The following is a 25,246-nucleotide window of genomic DNA, read 5'->3' as shown; positions in this document are numbered from 1 at the left end:
GCCATGTCCGGCCCGTATCCCAGTACCGTCGGGGAAACCCGCACCGGACCCGCACGCCCGTGACACGGCGAAGTGGTACGTCACTTGCCAAGTCGGGCGGGAGGGCCGTCCGGTTGCCGCCCGGAGACGAGGGTGGCGCAGATCACAGCCACGGCGATGCCACCGAGGAGGAAGAGATAGGAGCCGCCGCCCGCGGCGAACAGGAAGTCGCCTTCCGGGCGGCTGGTGGTGAGCAGGATGACGACGAGCATCCAGCCGCCGGCGGCCCAGGCGCCCCCCGCCCGGCCGCGGAGGGCGCGGGTGGCCCCCAGGACCAGTCCGGCCTCGCCGGCGAGGGCGAGCAGCAGCCCGCCGGGGAACCACGCGGGCTGCACCAGCGCCCCGGCCGCACCGACCACGGCGCCGAGCAGGAACAGTCCCAGACAGGCGACGACCCGCCCGGCGGAGGGCGGCCGCAGCGGCTGGGCGAGCACGGAGGGCGACCGGTCGCTCACGACGCCTCCCCGATCCCGGCGAACAGGTCGCTCTCCCGCTTCTCGGGACGTTCGCCGCGTACCAACTCGTAGTACTCGGTGGTGAAGAGCGGCTGGGCGAGTTCGTTGGAGAGCACGAAGTACGGTTCGGCCACCGTGATCTGGGTGACGTGGGCGCGCATCGCGGCGGCCTTGGCGGCGGCGTACGCGGTGCCGTCGACGGCGGTGGTGACCTGCTCGTCGTCGACGACGCCGGGTACGTCGCCGAGGGCGCCCGCCTTGTCGAAGGGCAGGCCGGGCAGGTCGCCGTCGAGGCGGGCGAAGGACTCCTCGGCGACGGACCGGGGCACCCGGTTCCAGTAGACCTTGGGGACGTCCCAGCCCTGCTCGGCGGCGAGCTCGACGGCGCGCATGGCGACGCGGTGGGCCTGGATGTGGTCGGGGTGCCCGTAGCCGCCGTCGTCGTCGTAGGTGACGAGGACCTGGGGGCGGATCTCGAGGATCACCTCGGCGAGCAGCCCCGCCGCCTGGTCGACGTCGGCCTGCCAGAAGCAGCCGGGGTCGTCGTTGTCGGGCAGCCCCGTCATCCCGGAGTCGCAGTACCGCCCGGCCCCGCCGAGCAGCCGGAAGTCCTCGACCCCGAGCGCCCGCATCGCGTCCTTCAGCTCCCCGAGCCGGTGCCCGCCGAGGGCGGCCCCGCTCAGATGCCCCAGCTCGGGCGGGATGACCTCGCCCCGCTCACCGAGCGTGCAGGTGACCAGCGTCACATGGGCACCCTCGGCGGCGTATCGGGCCATGGTCGCGCCGTTGTTGATCGACTCGTCGTCCGGGTGTGCGTGCACCAGCAGCAGCCGCCGGTCGGGCAGTTCCGTCATGGGGTCCACCCTATGAGGCCGCGTGCTCGTCCCCGTAGCGCGGAAGACCGTCCACGGGGTGGGTGTCGTCGAACACGGCGCCGACGCCGGGTCCGGCACCGGCCGGAAGGCCGACGCGGCTCCCCGGCACCCGCCCCGTGACCTCACCGAGCGCGGTCGCCGGCCGGCCCTTCCCGGCCGGCTCACAGGCGGCACCGAGCGGGGTCATGGACTCCGGTGCCAGGCTGCCCCTCGGATCGGCGACGGCGCCCCGCCCACGGGGCCCGACGCGGACCTCACGGACCTGTCACCCTCCGACGGAAGGCGCCCCATGCGCAAGCCAAAAGCCCATCAGACGCCCGACGGCCCCGCCTACCAGGGGCGCCTGCTTCCGAACCCCGAGGAAGAGGTCGTCGACCAGGGACTCGGCTTCGACCTGGGCACCCTCTCCCGCAGGCGGGCCCTGTCCTTCCTCGGAGGGGTCGGTGGCATGGCCGCGCTGGCGGCGTGCGGCTCGGGCTCCAGCGGCACGGGCGAGGCCGCCGCCTCCGCGTCATCGTCGTCCGGCCTCACCGAGATCCCCGACGAGACCAACGGCCCCTACCCCGCGGACGGCACCAACGGGGTCAGCGTCCTGGACAAGGACGGAATCGTCCGCCAGGACATCCGCTCGAGCTTCGGCGACTCGACGACGACCGCTCCGGGCATCCCCCTCACTTTCGAGTTCACGGTGCTGGACATCGTCAACGACGGCAAACCGCTCGCCGGCGCGGCCGTCTACGCCTGGCAGTGCGACCGGGACGGCAACTACTCCCTGTACTCCAGCGGGATCGAGGACGAGAACTACCTGCGCGGCGTGCAAATCGCCGACAGTGACGGCCGGGTCACGTTCGTCAGCGTCTTCCCCGCCTGCTACCCGGGCCGCTGGCCGCACGTGCACTTCGAGGTCTATCCCGACCTCGGCTCCGTCACCGACTACGACAAGCGTCTGTCGACGTCCCAGATGGCCCTCCCGAAGAACATCTGCGACACCGTCTTCGCCACCGACGGATACGAGTCCTCCGTCGAGAACCTCTCGCAGCTGACCCTCAAGACCGACAACGTCTTCGGCGACGACGGCGGGGTCCACCAGCTCGCCACCGTGAGCGGGTCGGTGAAGGCCGGCTACACGGCGAAGCTGACCGTCCCCATCGACACCGGCACCGAGCCCACCGGCGGCAACGCACCCGGCGGCGGAGGCGGTCAGCCGCCCAGCGGAGCACCGACCGACGGCCCCCCGCCCGGCTCCACTCCTTCGGGCAGCCCGGAATCACCGGCATCCGGCAACTGACCGGGAACGACCGGTGGGGCGGGCCAGGCCGTGCGATGCGGGCGGAGGCGACCGAAACAGTCGCCTCCGTTTCCGGATCACGCCCCTGCCGACTCGGCCTCGCCCGCGCCGTCGCCGTGGTGGAGCGGGAGGCCGCTCGTGGAGATGGTCCACTCACCGATGGTGACGTCCTCGCCGTAGACGAAGTCCTTGCGCACCGCGTAGCGGGGACCCTCCGGGGTGGAGTGGATGTCGGTGAGGACGGCGCCGCTGCCGGTACGGGGATCGAAGATCGCGTAGACCGGCACGCCCATCAGCGGATAGTCGCCCATCTTGCCCACCCAGTCGTTCTCCGGGCTGGACCTGGAGACGACCTCGATGGCGGCGATGAGTGTCCGGGGATCGAAGCTGCCCGGCACCTCCATGTCCGTCCACGCGATCACCATCACATCAGGGCGTCGCACGATGCCCTCGCACTCGTCTTCGACGTCGGGCACCCCCGTATGAGCGACGACCTCCTCCGGCATCACCTTCTCAAGGCGTTTACGCAGGTGCAGGGTGGTCAGCTCGTGCGGACCGATGGGCGCCGTCATGTCGTGGACGATCCCCTTCTTGGTGATCTCGAACTTGCCCGGGATTGTGTCGGTGTCGTCCAAGGACTGAACGACGTCCCGCATGGTCCGGTAAACGTGGGAGCCGCCCCGCCGCGCGTCGTGGGGTGCGATGGTCATGGCGCTCGCTCCTCGTCGTCTGTGCCCAGGGGCAAGGATCGTCACGTTCATGCTAGGCGGCCTCCTGGAGGTCGGTCCGGCAGGCGCGGCAGCGGCCGGGGTGGGGTGCGCGGAAGGCGTGGTCGCAGCCGTCGCAGTTCTGCAGGGGGTGCCGTACGGGAGGCGGGGCGGCGGCCGGCGCGCGGAACGGGGGCAGGGGCGGGAGTTGGTCGGCGAGGCGGTGGGCCAGGAAGGCGGCGGGCCGTCGTACGCCCTCGGGCGGCAGGTCGGCGGTCAGCGCGCGGCGTACGGCGGCGGGGGTGACGTCCCGCTCCAGCCAGGCGGCGACGCCGGGGGTCAGGTGGGCCGTGTCGCAGGCGGAGAGGAGCAGCTGGGATTCATGGCGGTGGAGGCCCGCGAGGAGGTCGGCGGCGGCCTGGAGGAGCGCGGGGGCGGGGTGGGCAGGGCTCGGCACGGCGGGGAGGGGCTTGCGGGGCGCTCGCTTCTCGCGCGTCCTGTGCGGCGCGCTCTCCTCGCACGTCTCCTGCCTCTGCGGCTCCGCTGCCGTGCGGGAGGGAACCGCGACGAAGTGCCGGGCCGCCATCGGCTGGTTGCACGAGGTCGTGCGGGTCACGATGCGGCCGGTGGAGGTGCGGACGCGTTCGCGGCGCAGATAGCCGTGAGTCTCCAGTTCGCGCAGGGCGGCGGCGATACGAGCAGCTCCCTCGGGGAACCGTGCGGCGAGGCTCTTGATGTCGGCCGGGGCGCCCTCGGGCAGCGACTGGAGGTGCGTGCCGAGCCCGATGGCGAGGAGCGAGAGCTGCTGGTGCTGGGCGAGGTGGTTGCCGATCACCGTGAAGCGGGTGGTGTGGCGGGAGTTGTCGTGCCGGAGCCCGCCGGTGGTGTGGTGGGCCCGGTTCGGGTGCTTGTCGCCCGCAAGGCGGGCCTGGGCGCGCGGGGGCACGCTAGGGTTCTGGGTACCCATTCAGGAAGGTCCTGTCTTCCTCGGTGGTCAGGCCCTCGCAGTGGGATTGCACTCCCGGCGGGGGCCGTCTCATGTCTGTGGTTGCGGTGGTGCGTTGCGCTGAGCGTCGGGCCTGGGCGGCCCGGAAATCCAGCCGAACCGGGGATGTTCACCCGCCCGAGTGAGCGCGACCACGGGCGGGAGGGGTGGGGTTTGGCGGGGTGCTTTCCCCAGGAGTTCTTTGTCTTTCAGTCGTCGACGGCACCGGAGCACGAAGATGCGGGTTCCGGTGGTGTGAAGCTCAGTTCGGCCCAGACGGTCTTGCGCGGAAATCGCCCCTCGGCCACACCCCAACGGTCGGCCAGCACCTCGACGAGCAGCAGGCCCCGGCCCGACTCGGCTTCCGGGTACGGCACTTGCGGCTCGGGCATCCGCTCACCGCGCGTGTCCGTGACCTCGATACGGAGCGTGGCGCCGACCACGTAGAGCGTGAGCCGGAAGCTGCGGCCGGGGAGACGACCGTGGGTGGCCGCGTTGGCCGCCAGTTCCGCGATGACGTGGCTCGCCCGTTCGTGCGGAAGTCCCCAGCTCCGGAGCGTGTCCACCGCGAGCAGGCGGGCGAGACGCGCACCGCGCGGTGTGGACGACAGCAGCACGGTGAAGTTGCGGACGCTGAGGTCGGGTTCGGGTCGTGACCCGTGCTCGGCGATTCCCTGAGTTTGCTGATTCACATCACCGAGCGTGGCCGACCGGACGTACCGTGACGTGTGATTGCCCTGTTACGTAGAGCCACGGTCCAGCGCTTGTCCAGCGCTGTCGGGACTGTCGAAGCAGTTCCTGCGAGCAGGGCGGAACAGTACGTCGCAGCACTACGGAGGGGCACACATGTCGGTGAACGGTGAGGCGGTGCGGGTCGGGACCGGGACGGACCAGACGGACGAGCCGGGCTGGGAGGTGGACCCGGACGACGACTGGGCGCTCGCCGTGGTCGCCACGGTGGGAAGGCAGTTGAGGCTCCGCCGGGAAGCGACCGGTATGCGGGTCTGTGACTTCGCTGTGGCGGTCGGGTACGGCGAGGATCTCGTCTACAAGATCGAGACGGGCAAGCGGATCCCGAGACCCGAGTACTTGGACACGGCGGACGAGGTGTTGGGCGCCGGTGGGCTCATCGCGGCGATGAAGGAGGACGTGAAGAAGGTCCGATACCCGAAGAAGGTGCGGGACCTTGCCCAGATGGAGGGGCGGGCTGTGGAGATCGGTCTCTACGTCTGCCACAGCATCAGCGGGCTCCTCCAGACGGCCGACCATGCCAGGGCGGCTTTCGAATCACGGCAACCCTCCTACTCCCAGGACGAGATCGAGCGGATGGTGGCCGCCCGCATGGACCGGCAATCCATCTTCCAGAAGGACCCGGCGCCCACGCTCAGTTTCGTTCTGGAGGAAGCCCCACTACGGCGTCCACTCGGAGGCACAATGGTGTGGCGCGCACAGCTCGAACATCTGCTTGAGGTGGGCAGGCTGCGTTGCGTAACACTTCAAGTGATGCCGACGCACTGTGAGGTTCATCCCGGCCTGGACGGGAAGATCGAGTTGCTGAAGTTCGAGGACGGTTCAGCAGTGGCACGCTGCGAGGGGGCGTTCAACGGCCGCCCGGTCTCGGACGCCCGGCAACTCCGCATCGCCGAACTACGGTATGGCACTATCCGCGCGCAGGCTCTCCCACCTCGGGAGTCGCTGGCCTTCATCGAGGAACTGCTAGGGGAAAAATGATCCGCAAGGTCACCGGCCACCACGCTTCGGACCTCGCGTGGTTCAAGAGCAGCTACAGCGACGGCAACGAAGGCGACTCGTGCGTCGAAGTGGCAGGAACGTGGTTCAAGAGCAGCTACAGCAGCGGCGAGGGCGACTCCTGCGTCGAGATCGCCACCGAGCCAGGCACGGTCCACGTCCGCGACTCGAAGGACATCGGCGGCCCTCAACTGGCCTTCGCCCCCGCCGCGTGGATCGGGTTCGTGCCGTACGCGGTCGAGGGCTGATCCAGCGGGCCGCTTACGGAGCTTGGCCGGGGAGGCGGAACAAGCCGAAGGTCCCCGGCCGACGTCGTCCCGGCCGCGCACCCTCCGGAAACCGTGAACACCGACCCTTTCCCCACCTCACCTCGCCGTGGCACCCCGCCGTCGGAGAAGCCTCACTTCGCCGAAAACGTGAGCAACGGGCAGAGCAATGTCATCAAGACGCTCAAACGAGCAGGCTGAAGACAGTGAGGGCTGAGATGCTCACGGTTTTCGTCAGCACCTCCCCGCCCCCCTCAGACGTCCCGGAGCCGCCGGAACGGCCGGTCGGCCTCCAGTTCGAACGCCAGCTCCAACAGTGTGCGTTCCGCGCCCGGCCGGGCGGAGAACATGACGCCGACGGGCAGCCCGTCCGGTGTCGCACTCGCGGAGGGCACCGAGATCGACGGGGTGCCGACGACGTTGTCGACCGGGGTGAACGCCACATAGTCCAGGAGCCGTTCGATCAGCGTGGCGTACGGGACGGTCGGGCTGAGGTGGCCGATCCTCGGCGTGGTGTGGGCCAGGACCGGGGAGAGGAGCACGTCGAGGCCGCGGAACCCGGCCGCGTACGCCTCGCGCGTGCGCTTCAGCCGGCGCAGTACGCCCGGCGTGGTCCGCCAGTCCCTCACGTACGACTCGCGCAGGCCCCGGCTCAGCCCGTCCATGCGGCGGCGGTCGAAGTCCGTGCCCAGCGTCCTGCCGGTGACGCCGATCAGGAACGACAGCATGCCCCAGTAGGTGAGGAAGTCGTCGGTGAAGTGCGGGTCGATGGAGAGTTCCACCGGTTCCACGGTGTGACCGAGCCGCTCCAGGCGCTGGGCCGTCTCCGTCACCGCCGCGCGGGTGTCGTCGTCGGAGCGGACGCCGTTCGGGGAGTCCACCAGGAGCCCGATGCGCAGGCGTCGCCCCGAGGGGCCCTCGACCAGGCCGACGGGCGGCAGCCTCGGGTTGCGCCAGTGCTGTTCCGCCGCGGCGAGGAACGCCGCGCTGTCGCGTACCGAGCGGCTGACCACGCCGTCGACGACGAGGTCGATCGGCAGTTGGCGGCCCTGCGCGTTCGCCACCATCCGGCCGCGGGTCGGCTTCAGTCCGACGAGGCCGCAGCAGGCGGCGGGGATCCGGATCGAACCGCCGCCGTCGTTGGCGTGCGCGATCGGGACCGCGCCGGCGGCGACGAGCGCCGCGCTGCCGCCGGACGAGCCGCCCGCCGAGTGGTCCGTGTGCCACGGGTTGCGGACGGGTTCGGCGCCCTCGTACTCCGTGGTGGGGCTGAACCCGAACTCGGGCAGCCGGGTCTTGCCGAGCACCGTGACGCCGGTGCTCAGGAACTGGCGGGTGAACGGGGCGTGCCGACGGGCGGCGCGGGGTGCGAACGCGGCGCTGCCGTGGCCCGTGGGCAGCCCCTGGTAGTCGGTGTTGTCCTTGACGAAGGTCGGCACACCGCCCAACGCGCCGTCCACGCCGTGCGCCGGCACGTCGAGGTGCGTCTGGACCGCGTTGAGCCGGGACTCGACGGCCCTGACCCGGACCGCCGCGTCCCGGGCGGCCTCGGCGGCACCGACCTCGCGCCGGCGGATCGCGCGGGCGAGGCCGACCGCGTCGTGGTCGCCCAGGGCGTCGTCCCGGAAGACGTGCACCCTGGTGCGCGCCTCGCTCTGTTCTTCGGAAGTCGTCACCGTCGGCTCCGCCCCTGAACGCGTGGATGATCGCCCGCCATCATTCCCTACCGGCGGGTAACACGCGAGGGGGCGGCGCTCAGAAGTTGATGCTGCCGATCATCCCCGCGATGTTCGTCGTCAGCTCGCTGATGGTCGGGGCGATCGTCGACGAGGCGAGGTAGAAGCCGAGCAGCATGCACACCACGGCGTGCCCTGCTTTCAGGCCCGACTTCTTGACCAGCAGGAAGACGATGATCGCCAGCAGCACCACCGCCGAAATCGAGAGTGCCACGGCGGTTCACCTCCAAAGGTCCCAGGGCGCGGGGGTAAGGGGACGTAGGAACATGGGGGCAGGTAAAGCGACACAGCAGCCAGCAGGTTCATACCCACTATGCGCTAACGATCATAACTATCCGTACGTGCGCATCGGTCGGCGCACAGCCGCACAAGGGGGCGCATGGCCAATATGGTCAGGGCATGACGACCGAGACCGACTCCTTCCCCCGACGGCACGCCCGTACCCTGCGCTTCACGCTCGGCGCGCCGCGTTCGTTCAGCGTGGCTCCCGACGGCTCGCGTGTCGTGTTCCTGCGCTCCGGTTCCGGTACGGACCGGGCCAATTCACTCTGGGTCCTCGATACGGAAGGGGGCGGGGAGCGCGTGGCGGCCGACCCGCGCGCCCTCCTGGGCGGGGCCTCGGAGAACCTCTCCGCCGAGGAGCGCGCACGGCGCGAACGGAGCCGTGAGGGCGGCGCCGGCATCGTCGGCTACGCCACCGACGCCGCCGTCGAGTTGGCGTCTTTCGCCTTGTCAGGGCGGCTTTTCACGGCCGAACTACGGGCCGGGACGGCACGTGAACTGCGCGTGCCGGGGCCGGTGATCGACCCGCGTCCGTCGCCCGACGGGCGGTACGTCGCCTACGTCTCCCGGGGCGCGCTGCGCGTCGTGGGGGCCGAGGGGGCGGACGAACGGGCCCTCGTCCGCCCGGAGTCGGAGGGCGTCACCTACGGCCTGGCCGAGTTCGTGGCGGCCGAGGAGATGGGCCGCTCGCGGGGCTTCTGGTGGGCTCCGGAGTCGGACCGGCTGCTGGTGGCGCGCGTGGACGACACGCCGGTACGGCGCTGGTGGATCTCCGACCCGGCACATCCGGAGCGGGAGCCGCAGCGGGTGGCGTACCCGGCGGCGGGCACCCCGAACGCGGACGTCCGGCTGTTCGTGATCGGCCTCGACGGAACGCGCACGGAGGTCTCCTGGGACCGGGCGCGCTACCCGTATCTGGCACATGTGCACTGGTCAGCGGCGGGTGCCCCGCTGCTCCTCGTCCAGGCGCGCGACCAGCGCGCCGCGCTGATCCTGGCCGTGGACCCGGACTCCGGGGCGACCCGGATGGTGCACGCCGACGAAGATCGAATTTGGCTGGAACTTTTCCCCGGGGTGCCGTGCTGGAGTCCTTCCGGGCAGTTGGTCCGGATCGCGGACGAGGGGGGTGCGCGACGACTCGCCGTCGGTGAACGACCGCTCACCGGAGCGCAGTTGCACATCCGCGCCGTACTGGACGTCTCCGACGACGACGTGCTGGTCTCGGCGTCGGCGGGCGAGGAGGCCGCCGACCCCGGGATCGGCGAGGTGCACGTCTACCGGGTGAACGAACTCGGCGTGGAGCGCGTCTCGCAGGAGCCCGGTGTGCACTCGGCGGTACGCGCCGGGGGCGTGACCGTACTCGTCTCGGCGGCCTTGGACCGGCCAGGTTCACGGGTCCAGGTGCTGCGTGACGGGAAACCGACGGCGACTGTCCCCTCGCACGCCGAAGACCCCGGTATGTCCCCCCGCGTGACGCTGACACAGGGGGGCGCACGCCGAATTCCGTGCGCCGTGCTTATGCCCCGGGACTACGCCGGGGACACCCCCCTGCCAGTGCTCATGGACCCCTATGGCGGTCCGCACGGGCAGCGGGTGCTCGCCGCCCACAACCCGCATCTGACCTCGCAGTGGTTCGCCGACCAGGGGTTCGCGGTGATCGTCGCGGACGGGCGCGGGACGCCGGGCCGCTCGCCCGCCTGGGAGAAGTCCGTCCGGGACGACATCGCCGACATCGTCGTCCAGGACCAGGTGGACGCGCTCCAGGCGCTCGCCGCCGACTTCCCGCTCGACCTGGACCGGGTCGCCGTCCGGGGCTGGTCCTTCGGCGGGTACCTGGCGGCCCTCGCCGCCCTGCGCCGGCCCGACGTCTTCCACGCGGCCGTGGTGGGCGCCCCGGTCACCGACCTGCGCCTGTACGACACCCACTACCAGGAGCGCTACGTCGGCCACCCGGACGAGCAGCCGGAGGTCTACCGCCGCAACTCGGTGATCGACGACGCGGGCCTGGTCGACGCCGCCGCACCGCACCGCCCGATGATGATCATCCACGGCCTCGCGGACGACAACGTGGTGGTCGCCCACTCCCTGCGGCTCTCCTCCGCGCTGCTGGCGGCCGGCCGGCCGCACGAGGTGCTGCCCCTGTCCGGCGTCACCCACATGACCCCGCAGGAGGAGGTCGCCGAGAACCTGCTCCGGCTCCAGCTCGGCTTCCTCAAGCGCTCGCTGGGCATCGCAAACGGGGACGAACCGCGTTAACACGCACGCAACTTCACGGAAGCGGTACCGATATACGGACACGGCACGCTGATCAGCGTACGGCCGTGCGGGTGCCGTAAGCGGGCCGGGGTGCGCCATGTCACCCCGGCCCGTTGCCGTGTCCTTCCACGGGCACCAGGACTTTCTCCTCCGCGAAGTGGCAGGCCGAGTCGTGCGCCACCGGCCCCCCGGCCGTACGGAACCACTCGGGCACCGCGAGCGCCGGCACCTCCAGCGCACAGCGCTCCCGCGCCTTCCAGCAGCGGGTGCGGAAGCGGCAGCCGGACGGGATGTCCGTCGGCGACGGCACGTCACCGCTGAGGATGATCCGCTCGCGGTGTTCCCTGGCCTCCGGATCCGGTACGGGCACGGCGGAGAGCAGGGCCTGGGTGTACGGGTGCGTGGGGTGCTCGTAGATCTCGGTGTCCGTGCCGGTCTCCACGATCCGCCCCAGGTACATCACCCCGACCCGGTCGGAGATGTGCCGGACGATCGACAGGTCGTGCGCGATGAACACGTACGCCAGACCGAACTCGGACTGCAGCCGGTCCATCAGGTTGACGACCTGGGCCTGCACCGACACGTCCAGCGCGGAGACCGGTTCGTCGGCGACGATCACCTCGGGGCGCAGTGCCAGGCCCCGTGCGATGCCGATGCGCTGGCGCTGGCCGCCGGAGAACTGGTGCGGATAGCGGTTGACGTACTCCGGGTCGAGGCCTACGACGTCCAGCAGGTCCTGGACCCTCCGCCGCCGGTCGCCCTTCGGGGCCGCCTCGGGATGGATGTCGTACGGCTCCCCGATGATGTCGCCCACCGTCATACGGGGGTTGAGGGAGGTGTACGGGTCCTGGAACACCATCTGGATGTTGCGGCGTACGGCCTTCAGCGCACGGCCCGACAGCCTGGTGATGTCCTCGCCCTTGTAGCGGATCGAACCGGCCGTCGGGCGTTCGAGGTTGACCAGCATCTTCGCGACCGTGGACTTGCCGCAGCCGGACTCGCCGACGATGCCCAGTGTCTCGCCCCGGCCGAGCGCGAAGTCCACGCCGTCGACCGCCCGTACGGCGCCGACCTGCTCGCGGAGGACGACACCCCGCGTCAGCGGGTAGTGCTTGACCAGACCGCTGACCTCCAGGACCGGCTCAGCCATCCAGGCACTCCCTCCAGAAGTGGCAGGCACTCCCCCGCGTCGGCGAGACCTCGTACGGCGGTGGCTCGTCGGTGCGGCAGACGTCGCGGGCCAGTGGGCAGCGGGGGTGGAAGGCGCAGCCCGGCGGGATGTGCGTGAGGTTGGGCGGCAGGCCCTTGATGGCGCAGAGCTCCCGGCCCTTGAGGTCCAGGCGCGGGATCGAGTCCAGCAGGCCCCGGGTGTACGGGTGTGCCGGAGCCTTGTAGATGTCGTGCACGGGAGCCGATTCGACGATCCGGCCCGCGTACATCACGGCGATGCGGTCGGCGACGTCGGCGACCACGCCCAGGTCGTGGGTGATGAGGATCAGACCCATGCGCAGCTCGCGCCGGAGTTCCGCGAGCAGCTCCATGACCTGGGCCTGGACGGTGACGTCGAGGGCGGTGGTGGGTTCGTCGGCGATGATCAGGGCGGGTTCCAGGGCCAGCGCCATCGCGATCATGACGCGCTGGCGCATGCCGCCGGAGAACTGGTGCGGGTACTGCCTCACCCGCTCCCGGGCGGCGGGGATGCGCACCCGGTCCATCAGCTCGACGGCCCTGGCCCGCGCGTCCTTGCGGGACATGCCCCGGTGCACGGTGAACATCTCGGCGAGCTGGTCGCCGACGGTGAGCACGGGGTTGAGCGACGACAGCGCGTCCTGGAAGATCATGGCCATCTCGGCGCCCCGGACCCTGCGGCGTTCGTCCTCCTTCAGCTTCAGCAGGTCCCGGCCCTGGAACAGCACCTCGCCGCCGGTGATCCGGCCGGGTGGCGTGTCGAGGATGCCCATGACGGCCTGCGCGGTCACGGACTTGCCGGAGCCGGACTCGCCGAGCACGGCCAGGGTCTCGCCCGCGTCCACGCCGTAGCTGACGCCGTCGACGGCCTTCGCGACCCCGTCACGGGTGTGGAACTCCACGTGCAGGTCCCGCACTTCGAGCAGCACGGTGGCTCACCTCAGCTTCGGGTCGAGGGCGTCGCGCACCGCGTCGCCGAGCATGATGAACGCCAGGACGGTGATCGCGAGGGCCCCGGAGGGCCACAGCAGCGCGTGCGGGGCGTTGCGGACGTACGGGGAGGCGGCGGAGATGTCGATGCCCCAGGAGACGCTGGGCGGCTTCAGACCGACGCCGAGGTAGGACAGGGTGGCCTCCAGGGCGATGTAGGTGCCGAGCGCGATGGTCGCGACGACGATGACCGGGGCGACGGCGTTGGGCGCGATGTGCCGGAGCATCAGGCGGGAGGGGGAGGCGCCGAGCGCCCGCGCGGCCTGGACGTAGTCGTTCTGTTTGACGGTGATGACGGAGCCGCGGGCGATGCGGAAGATCTGCGGCCAGCCCAGCAGCACGATGAAGCCGATGACGGGCCAGACGGTGTTGCTGGTGATGACGGAGAGCAGCACCAGTCCGCCGAGGACGACCGGGATGGCGAAGAAGACGTCGGTGACGCGGGAGAGGACGGAGTCCCAGACGCCCCCGAAGAAGCCCGCCAGGACGCCCAGGACGCTGCCCAGGACGGCGACGCCCAGGGTGGCCAGGACGCCGACCGTGACGGACGTACGGGCGCCGTGGACGGTGCGGGTGTAGACGTCGCAGCCCTGGCCGTCGAAACCGAAGGGGTGGCCCGGCTGGGAGCCCTCCTGGGCCCTGGCCAGGTCGCACTTGAGGGGGCTGCCTGAGGCGATCAGCGAGGGCCACAGGGAGATGAGGACGAGGAAGAGGATGACCAGCCCGGAGACGAGGAAGACGGGGTTGCGGCGCAGGTCGCGCCAGGCGTCGGACCACAGGGAGCGGGGTTTGTCCCGCGGTCCGGGGCCGCCTCGGCCCTTCGGCCGCCGCTCCGGCGTCCCGGCCTCCTCGACGCCCACGTCCACGGTGCCGCCGATGACGGCCCCCGCGACGGCGGGCTCGGGCTCGTAGTGCTGCTCAGGCATAGCGGATCCTCGGGTCCAGTACGGCGTAGAGGAGGTCGACGACGAGGTTGGCGACCAGGAAGACCAGCACGAGCACGGTGACGAAGCCGACGACGGTCTGGGTGCTCTGCCGCAGGATGCCCTGGTAGAGCTGGTAGCCGACGCCGTGGATGTTGAAGATCCGCTCGGTGACGATCGCGCCGCCCATGAGGAAGCCGATGTCGGCGCCGATGAAGGTGACCACGGGGATGAGGGAGTTGCGCAGCAGGTGCCTCACGACCACCCGGTGGTGGGGCAGGCCCTTGGCGACGGCGGTGCGGACGTAGTCGGAGCGCAGGTTCTCGGCGATGGAGGTGCGGGTCAGCCGGGTGACGTAGGCGAGGGAGACGGAGGCCAGGACCAGGCCGGGCAGGAGCAGTTCGCCGAAGGGTGCCTCGGTGGAGACCGAGGGCCGGATCCAGTCCCATTTCACGCCGAGCAGCAGTTGGAGCAGCAGGCCGGTGACGAAGGTGGGGACGGAGATGACGACGAGGGTGAACAGCAGGACGCCGGTGTCGACGGGGCGGCCCCGGCGCAGTCCGGTGACCACGCCGAGGGTGACGCCGACGACGATCTCGAAGACGATCGCGATCAGGGTGAGGCGGATGGTGACGGGGAACGCCGTCGACATCAGCTCGGTGACCTCCTGGCCGTTGAAGGCCGTGCCGAAGTCACCGGTGAAGACGTTCCCCATGTAGGTCAGGTACTGCTGCCAGACCGGCCGGTCGAGGCCGAACTCCTGCCGCAGCCGCCCCGCGGTCGCCTGGTCGCACTGGCGTTCGCCGCAGAGGCCCGCGATGGGGTCGCCCATCACGTTGACCATCAGGAAGATCAGCAGCGTGGCCCCGACGAAGACCGGGATCATCTGGAGCAGCCGCTGGACGACGTAGCGTCCCATGGCGGTTCAGCTCACCTTGATCTGGTCGTAGACGGGGACGCTGAAGGGGTTGAGCTCGACGTCGGAGAGCCGTTCGGACCAGCCGGCGCTGCCGTTCTGGTACCAGAGGGGGATGGCGGCCATGTGGTCGCGGACGACCTCCTCGGCCTGCTGGAACAGGCCGACGGCCTTGGCGGGGTCGGTCTCCCGGTTGGCCCGGTCGACGAGGTCGTCGAACCGCTCGTCGGACCACTTGCCGTCGTTGGAGGAGGCGCCCGTGTAGTAGAGCGGCTGGAGGAAGTTCTGGATGAGCGGGTAGTCCATCTGCCAGCCGGCGCGGAACGGGCCGCTCATCTTGCGGGCGGTGATCCGGTTGCGGTAGTCGGCGAAGGTGCCGACCGGCGCGGCGACACAGGCGCGCTCGTCGTCCAGCGCGTTGTTGATGGAGTTGCAGACGGCGTCGACCCAGGCGCGGTGGGAGCCGGTGTCCGCGTTGTAGGTGATGGTCACCTTGCCGCCGGGCAGCCCGCCGCCCTCCTGGACGAGCTTCCTGGCGTCGTCCGGCTTGTACGCGCAGTACTCCCCGCACAGGCCGGCCCGGTAGCCGCCGTCCTCGCCGAGGACCGGGGAGGTCCAGTCGGTGGCGGGGGTGCGGGTCCCGTGGAAGAGCGTGTCGGTGATCTGCTCGCGGTCGATGGCCATGGACAGGCCCTTGCGGACCTTCTCCGCGCCGGGTCTGTTCCAGGCGTCGTCGTAGTAGGGGAAGGCGAGGGTCTGGAGGATGCCGGCGGGGGTGTTGAGGTAGCGGTCGCCGAGGTCACTCCTCACGTTCTTGAGCTGGGCGGCGGGGACGTCGTCGACCAGGTCGAGGTTGCCGGCCATCAGGTCGGTGTAGGCGGTGTTGCTGTCGGTGTAGACCTTGAGGTCGACGCCGCCGTTGCGGGCCTTGTCGGGGCCGGGGTAGTCGGACCGGGTGCGCAGGGACATCTGCGAGCCGCGGGTGTACGAGTCGACCAGGTACGGGCCGTTGCCGACGGGCTTCTTCACCCAGGCGTCGTGGTCGTCGAAGAAGGCGCGGGGCAGCGGGGCGAAGGCGTTGTAGCCGAGGGTGTCGGGGAAGCTCGAGAACTTCTGGGTGAGCGCGACGGTGAAGGTGCGGTCGTCGACGACCTTCAGCCCGGAGAGGGTGTCGGCGGTCTGCTTGCCGCCGTCCTCGGGGTGGACCTCGTCGTAGCCCTCGATGTAGCCGAAGAAGTACGCGTTGCGCTGGTTGTTCCTCAGGCTCGCGCCGTAGTTCCAGGCGTCGACGAAGGACCGGGCGGTGACCTTCTCGCCGTTGCCGAAGGTCCAGCCGTCCTTGACGGTGATGGTGAAGTTCTGCGAGTCGGAGGTCTCGATCCTCTCGGCGAGCATGTCCTTCGCCTCGCCGGTGACCGGGTCGTACCGCTTCAGGCCCCGGAAGATCATGTCGAGGACCTTGCCGCCCTGGACCTCGTTGGTGTTGGCCGGCTCCAGCGGGTTCTGCGGGTCGCCCCAGGAGGCGCTCAGTACGGCACCGGCGTCGTCGGCGCTGCTCTCGCCTCCGCAGGCGGTCGCGGCGAGGGCGACCGCCACCGCACAGACGGCCCATCGGGCGTGCGTGGCTCCGCGCATCGGGTGCCTCCTCGTACGTGGGCTGGGTGCGTACGCCGATCCTTCACGTCAATATCGACGCAAAGGGTGCATGGCGCACATGTACGGCGCCTGTACGAGGGTGACTCCAGCCGTATGTACGTATGAGACGCCCGAAAAGGGCAGCCGAAAGGGCACGGGTGCGGGAGTCCTGCGCTCCCGCGCCCGTGCCCCTTCAGAGGGTCGACGTCAGGCCTTGGCCACGTCGTTCTTCTCCAGCGCCTTCAGCCCCGGGTCCATCACCACGTCCTCGGCGCGGGCCTCGGTCGTGGGCTCCTCCGGGAAGTGGCAGGCCGTCAGGTGCCCCGGCTTGCTGCCCTCGATCCGGAGCAGCGGCGGCTCCTCGGTCGCGCACTTGTCCTGCGCCTTCCAGCAGCGGGTGCGGAAGCGGCAGCCGGACGGCGGGGAGATCGGCGAGGGCACGTCGCCCTCGAGACGGATGCGCTCCCGCTTCTCCGCGTCGATGTCGGCGTCCGGGACGGCGGACAGCAACGCGTGCGTGTACGGGTGGCGGGGGCCGTTGTAGATCGAGTCGCGGTCCGCGATCTCCACGATCTTGCCGAGGTACATCACCGCGACACGCTGCGAGAAGTGCCGCACGATCGCCAGGTCGTGGGCGATGAAGACGAAGGCGATGCCCATCTCCCGCTGCACCTCCTGCAGCAGGTTCACCACCTGGGCCTGGATCGACACGTCGAGGGCCGAGACCGGCTCGTCGGCGACGATCAGCTTCGGCTCCAGCGCGATGGCACGCGCGACACCGATGCGCTGGCGCTGGCCGCCGGAGAACTCGTGCGGGAAGCGGTTGTAGTGCTCCGGGTTGAGACCGACGATCTCCAGGAGCTCCCGGACCCGCTTCTCACGGCCGCCCGGCGGGTTGATCCCGTTGATCTCCATCGGGCCCGAGATGATCGTGCCCACGGTCTGCCGCGGGTTCAGCGCCGTGTACGGGTCCTGGAAGATCATCTGGATCTCGGACCTGATCGGCGCCAGCTCCCTGCGGCCGGCCCGGCTGATGTCCTGACCCTTGTACTCGATGCTGCCCGTGGTCGGCTCGTACAGCCGGGTCAGCAGCCGGCCGGTCGTCGACTTGCCGCAGCCGGACTCGCCGACGAGGCCGAGGCTCTCCCCCGGGAAGACCTCGAAGTCGAGGCCGTCGACGGCCTTGACCGCGCCGACGGTGCGCTTGATCGGGAAGCCGCCCTTGATCGGGAAGTGCTTCGTCAGACCACTGACCTTCAGCAGCGGTGCGCTGTCACCGTCCCGCTGCTGCGGGACCGTGTCGGCGACCGCCGTGGTCGTCTTGCTGTTGTCGCTCATGGTGATGCCCCAGTCGCCGGTTTCCGCTCAGCCCAGCCGGGGCTGAATCGTCTCGATGAACACCTGCTGCCGCTGCTCCGCCGTCAGGTGACAGGCGGCGGCACGCCCCTGGGCGAGCGGCGGGCGCTCGCCCGAACAACGGTCCCCCGAGACCTTGTCGGTGAAGCCGCACCGCGGGTGGAACGGGCAGCCCGAGGGCGGGTTGAGCAGGGAGGGCGGCGATCCCGGGATCGGCATCAGCGGCTCGTCGACGGAGGCGGAGAGCCTCGGCATCGAGCCCAGCAGGCCCCAGGTGTACGGGTGCTGAGGCGCCTTGAGCACCTCGCGCACCGAGCCGCGCTCCACGGCACGGCCGGCGTACATCACCAGGATGTCGTCGGCCATGTTGGCGACCACACCGAGGTCGTGGGTGATCATGATGATCGCGGAGCCGAACTCCTGCTGCAGGTCCTTGAGCAGGTCGAGGATCTGCGCCTGCACCGTCACGTCGAGCGCCGTGGTCGGCTCGTCGGCGATGAGCAGGTCCGGGTCGCAGGAGAGCGCCATGGCGATCATGGCGCGCTGGCGCATACCGCCGGAGAACTGGTGCGGGTAGTCGTCGACCCGCTGCTGCGGGTGCGGGATGCCGACCTTCTGGAGCAGGTCGATGGCGCGCACCCGGGCGTCCCTCTTGGAGGCGCCGGTGTGCTTCATGAACGGCTCACCGATCTGCCGGCCGACCGTGTAGTACGGCGACAGCGCGGTCAGCGCGTCCTGGAAGATCATCGCCATCTTCTTGCCGCGCAGCGTCTCCAGCTGCTTCTCGCCGGCCGTGATCAGCTCCTGGCCGTCCAGCGTGATCGACCCGTCGACGGCGGTCTTCTTGCGGTTGTGCAGGCCGAGGACGGCCAGGTTGGTCACCGACTTGCCGGAGCCGGACTCGCCCACGATGCCGAGGGTCTTGCCGCGCTCCAGGTCGAAGGAGAGCCCGTCCACCGCCTTGACGATGCCGTCGTCGGTGGAGAAGTGGACCTTGAGGTCGCGCACCGAGAGGAAGGCTTCCCCCGCGGCGGCGGCCGCGGCCTCTTCGGGCTTGGTCTGAGTGGTCACGGTGATTCTCCTAGGACAGACGCACGCGCGGGTCGATGACGGCGTACAGGGCGTCCACGATCAGGTTGAAGAAGATGATGAGCGCGGCGCTGACCAGCATGACGCCCATCAGCATCGGCAGGTCCTTGTCGATGACGGAGTCCAGCGCGAGCCGGCCGAGTCCGGCCAGACCGAACGTCAGCTCCGTCACCATGCCGCCCGACAGCAGCGAGGACAGGTCGATGCCGAGGATGGTGATGATGGGGATGAGGGAGCCGCGCCAGGCGTAGCGGAAGAAGACGAAGTTGCCCGACATGCCCTTGGCGCGGGCCGCCTTCACGTGCTCTTCCTGGAGCTGCTCGATCATCGAGGAACGGCTCATACGAGTGTAGTTGGCGGTGAAGATGGTCGCCATGACGACCCAGGGGATCAGCAGACCCATGAACCAGCCGCCGAGGTCCTCGGAGAAGGGCACGTACTTCGGCTTGTCGAGCCATCCGGTGCTGTAGACCAGGCCGAGCAGCACCAGCGGGCCGAGGAAGTAGATCTGCATGGAGCTGATGACCAGCGAGCCGGAGCTGAAGGTCTTGTCCACCCAGGTGCCGCGGTACTTCGCGGCGAGCATGCCGGCGCCGAGGCCGACGATCAGGAAGACCAGCAGGCTGCCGAGGGTCAGCGAGAGCGTCAGCGGGAAGCGGTCGACGATGGTGTCCCAGACGTTCTGGTTGTTGGCGAAGGAGACACCGAAGCAGGGGGCGTCGCAGTGGCCGACGGCGAAGTCACGGCCGGCGAAGACGCCGATCAGGAAGTTCCAGTACTGGACGGTGACCGGCTGGTCGAGACCGAGGTTCTTGTGGATGATCTCCAGCGCGTCCGGAGTGCAGTTCTTGCCACAGGCCAGCAGCGCCGGGTCCTGCGGGATCGCGAAGAACATGAAGAAGGTGAACGCACTGATCAACACCAGGATCAGCGCCGCGCCGAATGTCCGGCGAATGAGGAAGGGAAGCATGGCAGGAAGCTGCTCTCAGGACGGCGGCAATTCGGAGGGTGAGTCTGGAGACGTCCGGGGCCCGGTGGTGGGCGCTCCGCCGCGCGCCCACCACCGGGATCCCGGGCCGGCGGTTACTTCTTCAGGAAGACCCGGGTGACGTCCACGTAGCTCGAGTCGGAGCTGTAGCGGATGCCGCCGACGTTCGAACCGAAGATCTGGAAGACCTTGGTGTAGTAGATCGGGGCGGCCGGGTTGACCTCCTTGGCGATGTACTCGCTCAGCTCGGTCCACGCCTTGGTGGCCTCGGCGGTGTCGGTGATCTTCAGGATGCGCTGGATCTCCGAGTTGACGTGGTCGTCGTTGATGTGCGAGTAGTTCGACGAACCGTCCTGGATCTGCGTGCCGTCGTAGAGCGGCGGGACGACCGTGGAGGCGGACGGCCAGTCCTGGCCCCAGCCGGTCATGTACAGGTCGTAGCTGTTCTTGACCTTACCGACCTGCTCGTACCAGGTGGCGCCGTCGATCTCCTTCTTCTGGATGTCGAGACCGATCTTCTCCAGGGCGTCGGTGATCAGCACGGCCTGCTGCTGGCGGACCGGCGTGTTGGCGTAGGCGTAGACGAGGCTCTTGCCCTCGAAGCCGCCTTCCTTGATCAGCTTCTTGGCGGCCTCGATGTCGCCGTTGGGCTTCTTCGAGCGGTTGAACGGGTCGAAGGCCTCGTTGTAACCCGGAGTCGTCGGCGAGGTCAGGGAGTTGGCGACCTCACCGCCGTAGGCACCGCCGTCGGCCTTGAAGACCGAGGCGGAGGGCAGGGCGAGGGTGATGGCGTCACGGAGCTTCTTGTCCTTGACGCGGTCCATGTTGAAGTTCAGCTGCCACACGTAGGGCGCGTAGCCCTGGATCGTGCGCTTCATGGCCTCCTTGTCGCTCACCACCTTCTGGAGCTGGGTGGTGGCGACCTGGCCCGTGAACATCATCGCGTTCTTGGCCTCGCCCTGGTCGGCCAGGAGCGTCTTGGTCTGGTCCTCGTCGTCGTGGTTCATCGAGATGTCGAAACCGTCGACGTACTGGTGACGCACGGAGTCGGACTTCGCGTCCCACGCGGTGTTCTTGACCAGCTTCATGGACTTGCCGGGCTTGAACTCGGCGATCTTGTACGGACCCGTGGCGACCGGGTCGGAGTCGTACTTCTCCTTGGTGTCCGTCTCCTCCGGGACGACGCTGTAACCGGGCATGGTCAGCATCTGCGGGAGGTCGGGCTGCGCGTCCTTGAAGTGGAAGACGACCGTCTTGTCGTCCGGCGTCTCCAGGACGTCGTTCGGCAGGTGCTTGCCCTTGAACGGACCCTCGTACGCCTTGCGGTAGGTGGTGCCGGCGCCGGACAGCCACTGCTGCAGGTAGGTCGGACCGTCGGTGATGAACGTGGCGTACAGCCGCTCGATCGTGTGGCGGATGTCCGCCGAGTTGATCGGGTTGCCGTTCTCGTCCTTCAGGTCGTCCTTGAGGGTGTAGGTCCAGGTCTTGCCGCCGTCCGAGACCTTGCCCGCGTCGGTGGCGAGGTCGCCCACGACGGTCAGGTTGCCCTGGTCGTCCTCGGAGTACTGGGTGAGACCGCGGTAGATGAGGCGGCTGAGCAGCTTGCCGTCCGAGACGTAGATCTGCCCCGGGTCCAGGTGGGAGAAGTCGTCCTCCTGGTAGACGGCCATGGTGCCGCCCGGCTGGGCGCCCGGGATCTCGGCGGCCGGACCGGTCGACGCCTTCACGTCACCGATCTGCACCGGCTTCGACTGCGACTTGGCGTCGTCCTTCTGCTTGCTGTTGTCCTTGGCCGGACTGTCGCTGCCGCCGCCACCGCAGGCGGTGAGGGTCAGGGCGCCGGCGGCGACCGCGACGATCGCGGCCGTGGCGGCACGGTTACGGAAGATGCTCATGGGGACGGATCCACCTGCCTGTAGTAGTGAGCACTGCTGGTACATGGCCGGAACCGGGCCGTAGGGCACCGGGGACCGGCCGGGCGAGAGTGTGGGGGGATTTCCCCTGTGGGCTCAGCGCCCCGTCTTGGGATCGAAGGCGTCTCGCACCGAGTCACCGAGGAGGTTGAAGGCCACGACGAAGATCACCATGGCCACTCCGGGGAAGAGCATGTAGTACGGGTCCTGCTCCACGGTGTTGGCACCGATGGCGAACATCCGACCCCAGTCCGGCGTGGGCTCGACGTACCCGACGCCCACGAAGGAGAGGAACGCGATACTGAGGATGGTGGCGGGCAGCATGAGCGTCGCCTGCACCAGCGTCGGCGTGACGATGTTGGGCAGCAGCTCCTTGCGGATGATGCGCCAGGGCGAGGCCCCGGAGATCCGCGCCGCCTCGATGAACTCCCGGTCCCGCAGGGAGAGCGCGGCACCACGGACGATCCGCGCCATGCTCATCCAGCCCAGGAAGGACAGCACGATGATGATCGCGGAGGTGCGCACGTAGGTGGGCGTCTCCTTGTCCGGGGCGACGAACACCGTGGTGATGACCGGCATCGCGGCGACGAAGAACAGCTGGCTGGGCAGGGCCATGAAGAAGTCGGTCATCCGGCCGAGCCAGTAGTCGATCTTCCCGCCGAAGTAGCCGCCGGCGAGACCGATCAGCACGCCGATCACCGTCATCAGGAGCGTCGCGACCAGCGCCGTGGCGAGCGAGGTCCGGATGCCGTACAGCAGCTGCGTGAACACGTCACGGCCCAGGCCGGGCTCGACGCCGAACCAGTACTCCCCGTCGATGCCGCCGAAGGCCTTCGCCGGCATGGTGAACATGTCGAGAAGTTCCGGGTCCTCCTGCCCGTAGAGGGTGTACGGGTCCTTGCCGTACACCTTCGAGATGAGCGGGGCGCACGCGGCGACCAGGAAGAAGAAAATCACCACACACGCGGAGACGACTCCGGTACGGTCGCGCTTGAAGCGCTGCCACATCAACTGGCCGGGGGAACGACCCTCGGGCTGCTTTTCACCCTTGGCGACCGTTTTTTCGGTGGTCGCCGCGAGCTCAGGGTCCAAGACAGCCGCGGACCCGGAGTCCTCGGCCTTGATTGGACTGGTCATCGTGTTCGTCCCCCGGGGGGTTGGAGAGTTGAGCGCAGCACAGATACCGGCAGGTTCTGTGGTTTGGGGGAACTTTCGCCAAGACAGTCAACGCGCGTCAAGGGCGGAAGGCATAGGGATCTCCCTACCGTTCATATTTTGAGCGAAAATTGCAAAGATTGACACCTACGCGCGCTTGACACCCTTGGAGAGAAACCGGCAATTCGGACAATTAGGTGCAGCTTTTTGTTTACATGTCCGAAACGTGTTCGCGCGCACACCGATATCCGAACGCGTCCTCCCGGCTCCCATGAGTAACAGAGGGCCCACGGGCTCGCGAAGGCGGACCCTCCGGCGGCCCCGTACCATGGGGTGAGGCCGAGGCGTGTTCAGCCCGGCAGGGCCCGCACACCACAGACGCCCGTGCGGGGCATTCCTCAGCACTCCGGGAGTACGCCTTTTATGGCCACGCGCCACGACATCCGCAACGTCGCCATCGTCGCCCACGTCGACCACGGCAAGACCACCATCGTGGACGGCATGCTCAAGCAGGCCGGCGCCTTCGCCGCGCACCAGCTCGACTCGGTCGACGACCGCATGATGGACTCGAACGACCTGGAGCGTGAGAAGGGCATCACGATCCTCGCCAAGAACACGGCGGTGAAGTACCACCCCAAGGACGGCGGGGAGCCCATCACCATCAACATCATCGACACCCCCGGCCACGCCGACTTCGGCGGCGAGGTCGAGCGCGGTCTGTCGATGGTCGACGGTGTGGTGCTGCTGGTGGACGCCTCCGAGGGCCCGCTGCCGCAGACCCGCTTCGTGCTGCGCAAGGCGCTCCAGCAGCGGCTGCCGATCATCCTCTGCATCAACAAGACGGACCGTCCGGACGCCCGCATCGACGAGGTGGTCAACGAGACCTACGACCTCTTCCTCGACCTGGACGCCGACGAGGAGCAGATCGAGTTCCCGATCGTCTACGCCTGCGGCCGGGACGGTGTGGCCTCCCTCACCAAGCCCGAGGACGGCACGGTCCCGGGCGACTCCGACTCGCTGGAGCCGTTCTTCTCCACGATCCTGGAGCACATCCCGGCCCCGACCTTCGACGAGGACGCCCCGCTCCAGGCCCACGTCACCAACCTCGACGCCGACAACTTCCTCGGCCGTATCGCCCTGCTCCGCGTCCACCAGGGCGAGCTGAAGAAGGGGCAGACGGTCGCCTGGATGAAGCGCGACGGGTCCGTCTCCAACGTGCGCATCTCCGAGCTGATGATGACCGAGGCGCTCACCCGCAAGCCCGCCGAGAAGGCCGGCCCCGGTGACATCTGCGCCGTCGCCGGTATCCCGGACATCATGATCGGCGAGACCCTCGCGGACACCGAGAACCCCGTCCCGCTGCCGCTGATCACGGTGGACGAGCCGGCGATCTCCATGACCATCGGCACCAACACCTCGCCGCTGGTCGGCCGCGGCGCCACCGGCAAGGGCGCGGACAACAAGGCGGTCGTCAAGGACCGCAAGGTCACCGCCCGCCAGGTCAAGGACCGCCTGGACCGCGAGCTGATCGGCAACGTCTCGCTGCGCGTCCTGGACACCGAGCGTCCGGACGCCTGGGAGGTGCAGGGCCGCGGTGAGCTGGCGCTGGCCATCCTGGTGGAGCAGATGCGCCGCGAGGGCTTCGAGCTGACCATCGGCAAGCCGCAGGTCGTCACCAAGGAGGTCGACGGCAAGGTCCACGAGCCGGTCGAGCGCATGACGATCGACGTGCCCGAGGAGCACATGGGCGCGGTCACGCAGCTCATGGGCGTGCGCAAGGGCCGGATGGACAACATGTCCAACCACGGCTCGGGCTGGGTCCGCATGGAGTTCGTGGTTCCTTCCCGCGGCCTGATCGGTTTCCGGACGGAGTTCCTGACCCAGACCCGCGGCACCGGTATCGCCCACTCCATCCACGAGGGCCACGAGCCCTGGTTCGGCACCCTGACGACCCGCAACAACGGCTCGCTGGTCGCCGACCGCTCCGGTGCCGTCACCGCGTTCGCGATGACCAACCTCCAGGAGCGCGGCGTGCTCTTCACGGACCCGGGCACCGAGGTGTACGAGGGCATGATCGTCGGCGAGAACTCCCGTGCCGACGACATGGACGTCAACATCACCAAGGAGAAGAAGCTCACCAACATGCGGTCGTCCTCGGCCGACTCGTTCGAGGCGATCGTGCCGCCGCGCAAGCTGTCGCTGGAGCAGTCCCTGGAGTTCTGCCGCGACGACGAGTGCGTGGAGGTCACCCCGGAGGCGGTCCGCATCCGCAAGGTGAACCTGGACGCCCGCGAGCGCGCCCGTGCCGCGAGCCGCGCCAAGCACGGCTGAGCCCGACGCACACGAGAAGCGGGGGGGGGGGGGGGGGGGGGGGGGGGGGGGGGGGGGGGGGGGGGGGGGGGGGGGGGGGCCGCCGGCCGGGGCGGGGCCGCCCCCCCCCCCCCCCCCGCGCGGG

At 69.4% G+C, this 25,246-nt stretch carries 23 protein-coding genes; 5 read left to right on the top strand and 18 right to left on the bottom strand.

What is annotated here, in order from left to right; all coding sequences use genetic code 11:
- Positions 1-80 precede the first annotated feature (80 nt).
- Genes ACIA6T_RS15345 through ACIA6T_RS15335 form a run of 3 tightly spaced genes read right to left on the bottom strand, consistent with a single transcriptional unit; the run spans position 81 to position 1,556 of the window.
- A complete protein-coding gene (locus ACIA6T_RS15345; protein WP_399446991.1) occupies positions 81-494 on the bottom strand; it encodes a DUF6113 family protein in 414 nt (137 codons plus the stop codon).
- On the bottom strand, positions 491-1,348 hold the full coding sequence (gene mshB, locus ACIA6T_RS15340; protein WP_399446990.1) for an N-acetyl-1-D-myo-inositol-2-amino-2-deoxy-alpha-D-glucopyranoside deacetylase: 858 nt from the start codon (positions 1,346-1,348) through the stop codon (positions 491-493). The genes ACIA6T_RS15345 and mshB overlap by 4 nt, the downstream gene beginning before the upstream one ends.
- Positions 1,349-1,358: 10 nt before the next feature.
- Positions 1,359-1,556 (bottom strand): hypothetical protein, encoded by a 198-nt coding sequence (locus ACIA6T_RS15335; protein WP_399446989.1) that lies wholly within the window; start codon positions 1,554-1,556, stop codon positions 1,359-1,361.
- Between the two features lie 102 nt (positions 1,557-1,658).
- On the opposite strand from ACIA6T_RS15335, the gene ACIA6T_RS15330 reads away from it, so the two are divergent.
- The gene (locus ACIA6T_RS15330; protein WP_399446988.1) at positions 1,659-2,657 is read left to right on the top strand and encodes an intradiol ring-cleavage dioxygenase; all 999 of its coding nucleotides are present in this window, start codon (positions 1,659-1,661) and stop codon (positions 2,655-2,657) included.
- A gap of 77 nt (positions 2,658-2,734) precedes the next feature.
- On the opposite strand, the gene ACIA6T_RS15325 is transcribed toward ACIA6T_RS15330, so the two are convergent.
- From ACIA6T_RS15325 to ACIA6T_RS15315, 3 genes are all read right to left on the bottom strand, one after another.
- Positions 2,735-3,367 carry a Uma2 family endonuclease gene (locus ACIA6T_RS15325; RefSeq protein WP_399446987.1) on the bottom strand — a complete coding sequence of 211 codons (633 nt, stop codon included), beginning with the start codon at positions 3,365-3,367 and terminating at the stop codon, positions 2,735-2,737.
- A gap of 52 nt (positions 3,368-3,419) precedes the next feature.
- Positions 3,420-4,331 carry a helix-turn-helix domain-containing protein gene (locus ACIA6T_RS15320; RefSeq protein ID WP_399446986.1) on the bottom strand — a complete coding sequence of 304 codons (912 nt, stop codon included), beginning with the start codon at positions 4,329-4,331 and terminating at the stop codon, positions 3,420-3,422.
- A gap of 227 nt (positions 4,332-4,558) precedes the next feature.
- Positions 4,559-5,041, bottom strand: coding sequence for an ATP-binding protein (locus tag ACIA6T_RS15315; RefSeq protein ID WP_399446985.1), 483 nt, complete (start codon positions 5,039-5,041; stop codon positions 4,559-4,561).
- Between the two features lie 154 nt (positions 5,042-5,195).
- Here ACIA6T_RS15315 and ACIA6T_RS15310 point away from each other — a divergent pair, with 154 nt between their 5' ends.
- Positions 5,196-6,080, top strand: a complete 885-nt coding sequence (locus ACIA6T_RS15310; RefSeq protein ID WP_399446984.1) for a helix-turn-helix domain-containing protein — start codon at positions 5,196-5,198, stop codon at positions 6,078-6,080.
- The gene (locus tag ACIA6T_RS15305) at positions 6,077-6,346 is read left to right on the top strand and encodes a DUF397 domain-containing protein (protein ID WP_399446982.1); all 270 of its coding nucleotides are present in this window, start codon (positions 6,077-6,079) and stop codon (positions 6,344-6,346) included. Before ACIA6T_RS15310 ends, ACIA6T_RS15305 begins: the two co-directional genes overlap by 4 nt.
- A 272-nt stretch (positions 6,347-6,618) precedes the next feature.
- Here the strand turns inward: ACIA6T_RS15305 and ACIA6T_RS15300 are convergent, their stop codons facing one another.
- Together ACIA6T_RS15300 and ACIA6T_RS15295 are read right to left on the bottom strand one after the other, a co-directional pair.
- Positions 6,619-8,040, bottom strand: coding sequence for an amidase (locus ACIA6T_RS15300; protein WP_399446981.1), 1,422 nt, complete (start codon positions 8,038-8,040; stop codon positions 6,619-6,621).
- Between the two features lie 79 nt (positions 8,041-8,119).
- Positions 8,120-8,314 (bottom strand): hypothetical protein, encoded by a 195-nt coding sequence (locus ACIA6T_RS15295; RefSeq protein WP_030145837.1) that lies wholly within the window; start codon positions 8,312-8,314, stop codon positions 8,120-8,122.
- A gap of 185 nt (positions 8,315-8,499) precedes the next feature.
- On the opposite strand from ACIA6T_RS15295, the gene ACIA6T_RS15290 reads away from it, so the two are divergent.
- Positions 8,500-10,638, top strand: a complete 2,139-nt coding sequence (locus ACIA6T_RS15290; protein ID WP_399446980.1) for a prolyl oligopeptidase family serine peptidase — start codon at positions 8,500-8,502, stop codon at positions 10,636-10,638.
- Positions 10,639-10,738: 100 nt separating this feature from the next.
- Here ACIA6T_RS15290 and ACIA6T_RS15285 read toward each other — a convergent pair whose 3' ends face one another.
- The 10 genes from ACIA6T_RS15285 to ACIA6T_RS15240 all read right to left on the bottom strand — a co-directional run bounded on the left by ACIA6T_RS15285 (position 10,739) and on the right by ACIA6T_RS15240 (position 22,773).
- The gene (locus ACIA6T_RS15285; RefSeq protein WP_399446979.1) at positions 10,739-11,788 is read right to left on the bottom strand and encodes an ABC transporter ATP-binding protein; all 1,050 of its coding nucleotides are present in this window, start codon (positions 11,786-11,788) and stop codon (positions 10,739-10,741) included.
- Positions 11,781-12,755: an ABC transporter ATP-binding protein gene (locus ACIA6T_RS15280; protein WP_399446978.1), complete on the bottom strand. Its 975-nt coding sequence runs from the start codon at positions 12,753-12,755 to the stop codon at positions 11,781-11,783. Before ACIA6T_RS15280 ends, ACIA6T_RS15285 begins: the two co-directional genes overlap by 8 nt.
- Positions 12,756-12,761: 6 nt before the next feature.
- The gene (locus tag ACIA6T_RS15275; protein WP_399446977.1) at positions 12,762-13,742 is read right to left on the bottom strand and encodes an ABC transporter permease; all 981 of its coding nucleotides are present in this window, start codon (positions 13,740-13,742) and stop codon (positions 12,762-12,764) included.
- Positions 13,735-14,658, bottom strand: a complete 924-nt coding sequence (locus ACIA6T_RS15270) for an ABC transporter permease (protein WP_399446976.1) — start codon at positions 14,656-14,658, stop codon at positions 13,735-13,737. The genes ACIA6T_RS15275 and ACIA6T_RS15270 overlap by 8 nt, the downstream gene beginning before the upstream one ends.
- Positions 14,659-14,664: 6 nt before the next feature.
- Entirely contained in the window at positions 14,665-16,290 is a 1,626-nt protein-coding gene (locus ACIA6T_RS15265) for an ABC transporter substrate-binding protein (RefSeq protein WP_399446975.1), read from the bottom strand.
- 207 nt (positions 16,291-16,497) lie between these two features.
- Positions 16,498-17,628 (bottom strand): ABC transporter ATP-binding protein, encoded by a 1,131-nt coding sequence (locus tag ACIA6T_RS15260; RefSeq protein ID WP_399446974.1) that lies wholly within the window; start codon positions 17,626-17,628, stop codon positions 16,498-16,500.
- 27 nt (positions 17,629-17,655) lie between these two features.
- Positions 17,656-18,717 carry an ABC transporter ATP-binding protein gene (locus tag ACIA6T_RS15255; protein WP_399446973.1) on the bottom strand — a complete coding sequence of 354 codons (1,062 nt, stop codon included), beginning with the start codon at positions 18,715-18,717 and terminating at the stop codon, positions 17,656-17,658.
- A 10-nt stretch (positions 18,718-18,727) separates the two neighbouring features.
- Positions 18,728-19,705 (bottom strand): ABC transporter permease, encoded by a 978-nt coding sequence (locus ACIA6T_RS15250; protein WP_399446972.1) that lies wholly within the window; start codon positions 19,703-19,705, stop codon positions 18,728-18,730.
- Between the two features lie 113 nt (positions 19,706-19,818).
- Positions 19,819-21,618: an ABC transporter substrate-binding protein gene (locus ACIA6T_RS15245; RefSeq protein ID WP_399446971.1), complete on the bottom strand. Its 1,800-nt coding sequence runs from the start codon at positions 21,616-21,618 to the stop codon at positions 19,819-19,821.
- A 114-nt stretch (positions 21,619-21,732) separates the two neighbouring features.
- The gene (locus ACIA6T_RS15240; protein ID WP_399446970.1) at positions 21,733-22,773 is read right to left on the bottom strand and encodes an ABC transporter permease; all 1,041 of its coding nucleotides are present in this window, start codon (positions 22,771-22,773) and stop codon (positions 21,733-21,735) included.
- 441 nt (positions 22,774-23,214) lie between these two features.
- On the opposite strand from ACIA6T_RS15240, the gene typA reads away from it, so the two are divergent.
- Complete coding sequence (gene typA / locus ACIA6T_RS15235; protein ID WP_399446969.1) at positions 23,215-25,122, top strand: translational GTPase TypA; 1,908 nt, start codon at positions 23,215-23,217, stop codon at positions 25,120-25,122.
- The last annotated feature ends 124 nt before the right edge of the window (positions 25,123-25,246 follow it).

Origin of the sequence: Streptomyces sp. NPDC051740 (assembly GCF_044453165.1) — a bacterium.
GTDB classification, from domain to species: domain Bacteria; phylum Actinomycetota; class Actinomycetes; order Streptomycetales; family Streptomycetaceae; genus Streptomyces; species Streptomyces atrovirens.
Note: the sequence above shows the minus strand (reverse complement) of the source record. Positions and strands in the feature narration are given on the sequence as shown.

Coding starts and splice junctions, on each gene's coding strand:
- ACIA6T_RS15240 (WP_399446970.1), bottom strand. CDS start 22,773: ATGACCAGTCCAATCAAGGCCGAGGACTCCGGGTCCGCGGCTGTCTTG.
- ACIA6T_RS15320 (WP_399446986.1), bottom strand. CDS start 4,331: ATGGGTACCCAGAACCCTAGCGTGCCCCCGCGCGCCCAGGCCCGCCTT.
- ACIA6T_RS15310 (WP_399446984.1), top strand. CDS start 5,196: ATGTCGGTGAACGGTGAGGCGGTGCGGGTCGGGACCGGGACGGACCAG.
- ACIA6T_RS15285 (WP_399446979.1), bottom strand. CDS start 11,788: ATGGCTGAGCCGGTCCTGGAGGTCAGCGGTCTGGTCAAGCACTACCCG.
- ACIA6T_RS15335 (WP_399446989.1), bottom strand. CDS start 1,556: ATGACCCCGCTCGGTGCCGCCTGTGAGCCGGCCGGGAAGGGCCGGCCG.
- ACIA6T_RS15305 (WP_399446982.1), top strand. CDS start 6,077: ATGATCCGCAAGGTCACCGGCCACCACGCTTCGGACCTCGCGTGGTTC.
- ACIA6T_RS15260 (WP_399446974.1), bottom strand. CDS start 17,628: ATGAGCGACAACAGCAAGACGACCACGGCGGTCGCCGACACGGTCCCG.
- ACIA6T_RS15275 (WP_399446977.1), bottom strand. CDS start 13,742: ATGCCTGAGCAGCACTACGAGCCCGAGCCCGCCGTCGCGGGGGCCGTC.
- ACIA6T_RS15325 (WP_399446987.1), bottom strand. CDS start 3,367: ATGACCATCGCACCCCACGACGCGCGGCGGGGCGGCTCCCACGTTTAC.
- ACIA6T_RS15265 (WP_399446975.1), bottom strand. CDS start 16,290: ATGCGCGGAGCCACGCACGCCCGATGGGCCGTCTGTGCGGTGGCGGTC.
- typA (WP_399446969.1), top strand. CDS start 23,215: ATGGCCACGCGCCACGACATCCGCAACGTCGCCATCGTCGCCCACGTC.
- ACIA6T_RS15245 (WP_399446971.1), bottom strand. CDS start 21,618: ATGAGCATCTTCCGTAACCGTGCCGCCACGGCCGCGATCGTCGCGGTC.
- ACIA6T_RS15330 (WP_399446988.1), top strand. CDS start 1,659: ATGCGCAAGCCAAAAGCCCATCAGACGCCCGACGGCCCCGCCTACCAG.
- mshB (WP_399446990.1), bottom strand. CDS start 1,348: ATGACGGAACTGCCCGACCGGCGGCTGCTGCTGGTGCACGCACACCCG.
- ACIA6T_RS15290 (WP_399446980.1), top strand. CDS start 8,500: ATGACGACCGAGACCGACTCCTTCCCCCGACGGCACGCCCGTACCCTG.
- ACIA6T_RS15250 (WP_399446972.1), bottom strand. CDS start 19,705: ATGCTTCCCTTCCTCATTCGCCGGACATTCGGCGCGGCGCTGATCCTG.
- ACIA6T_RS15270 (WP_399446976.1), bottom strand. CDS start 14,658: ATGGGACGCTACGTCGTCCAGCGGCTGCTCCAGATGATCCCGGTCTTC.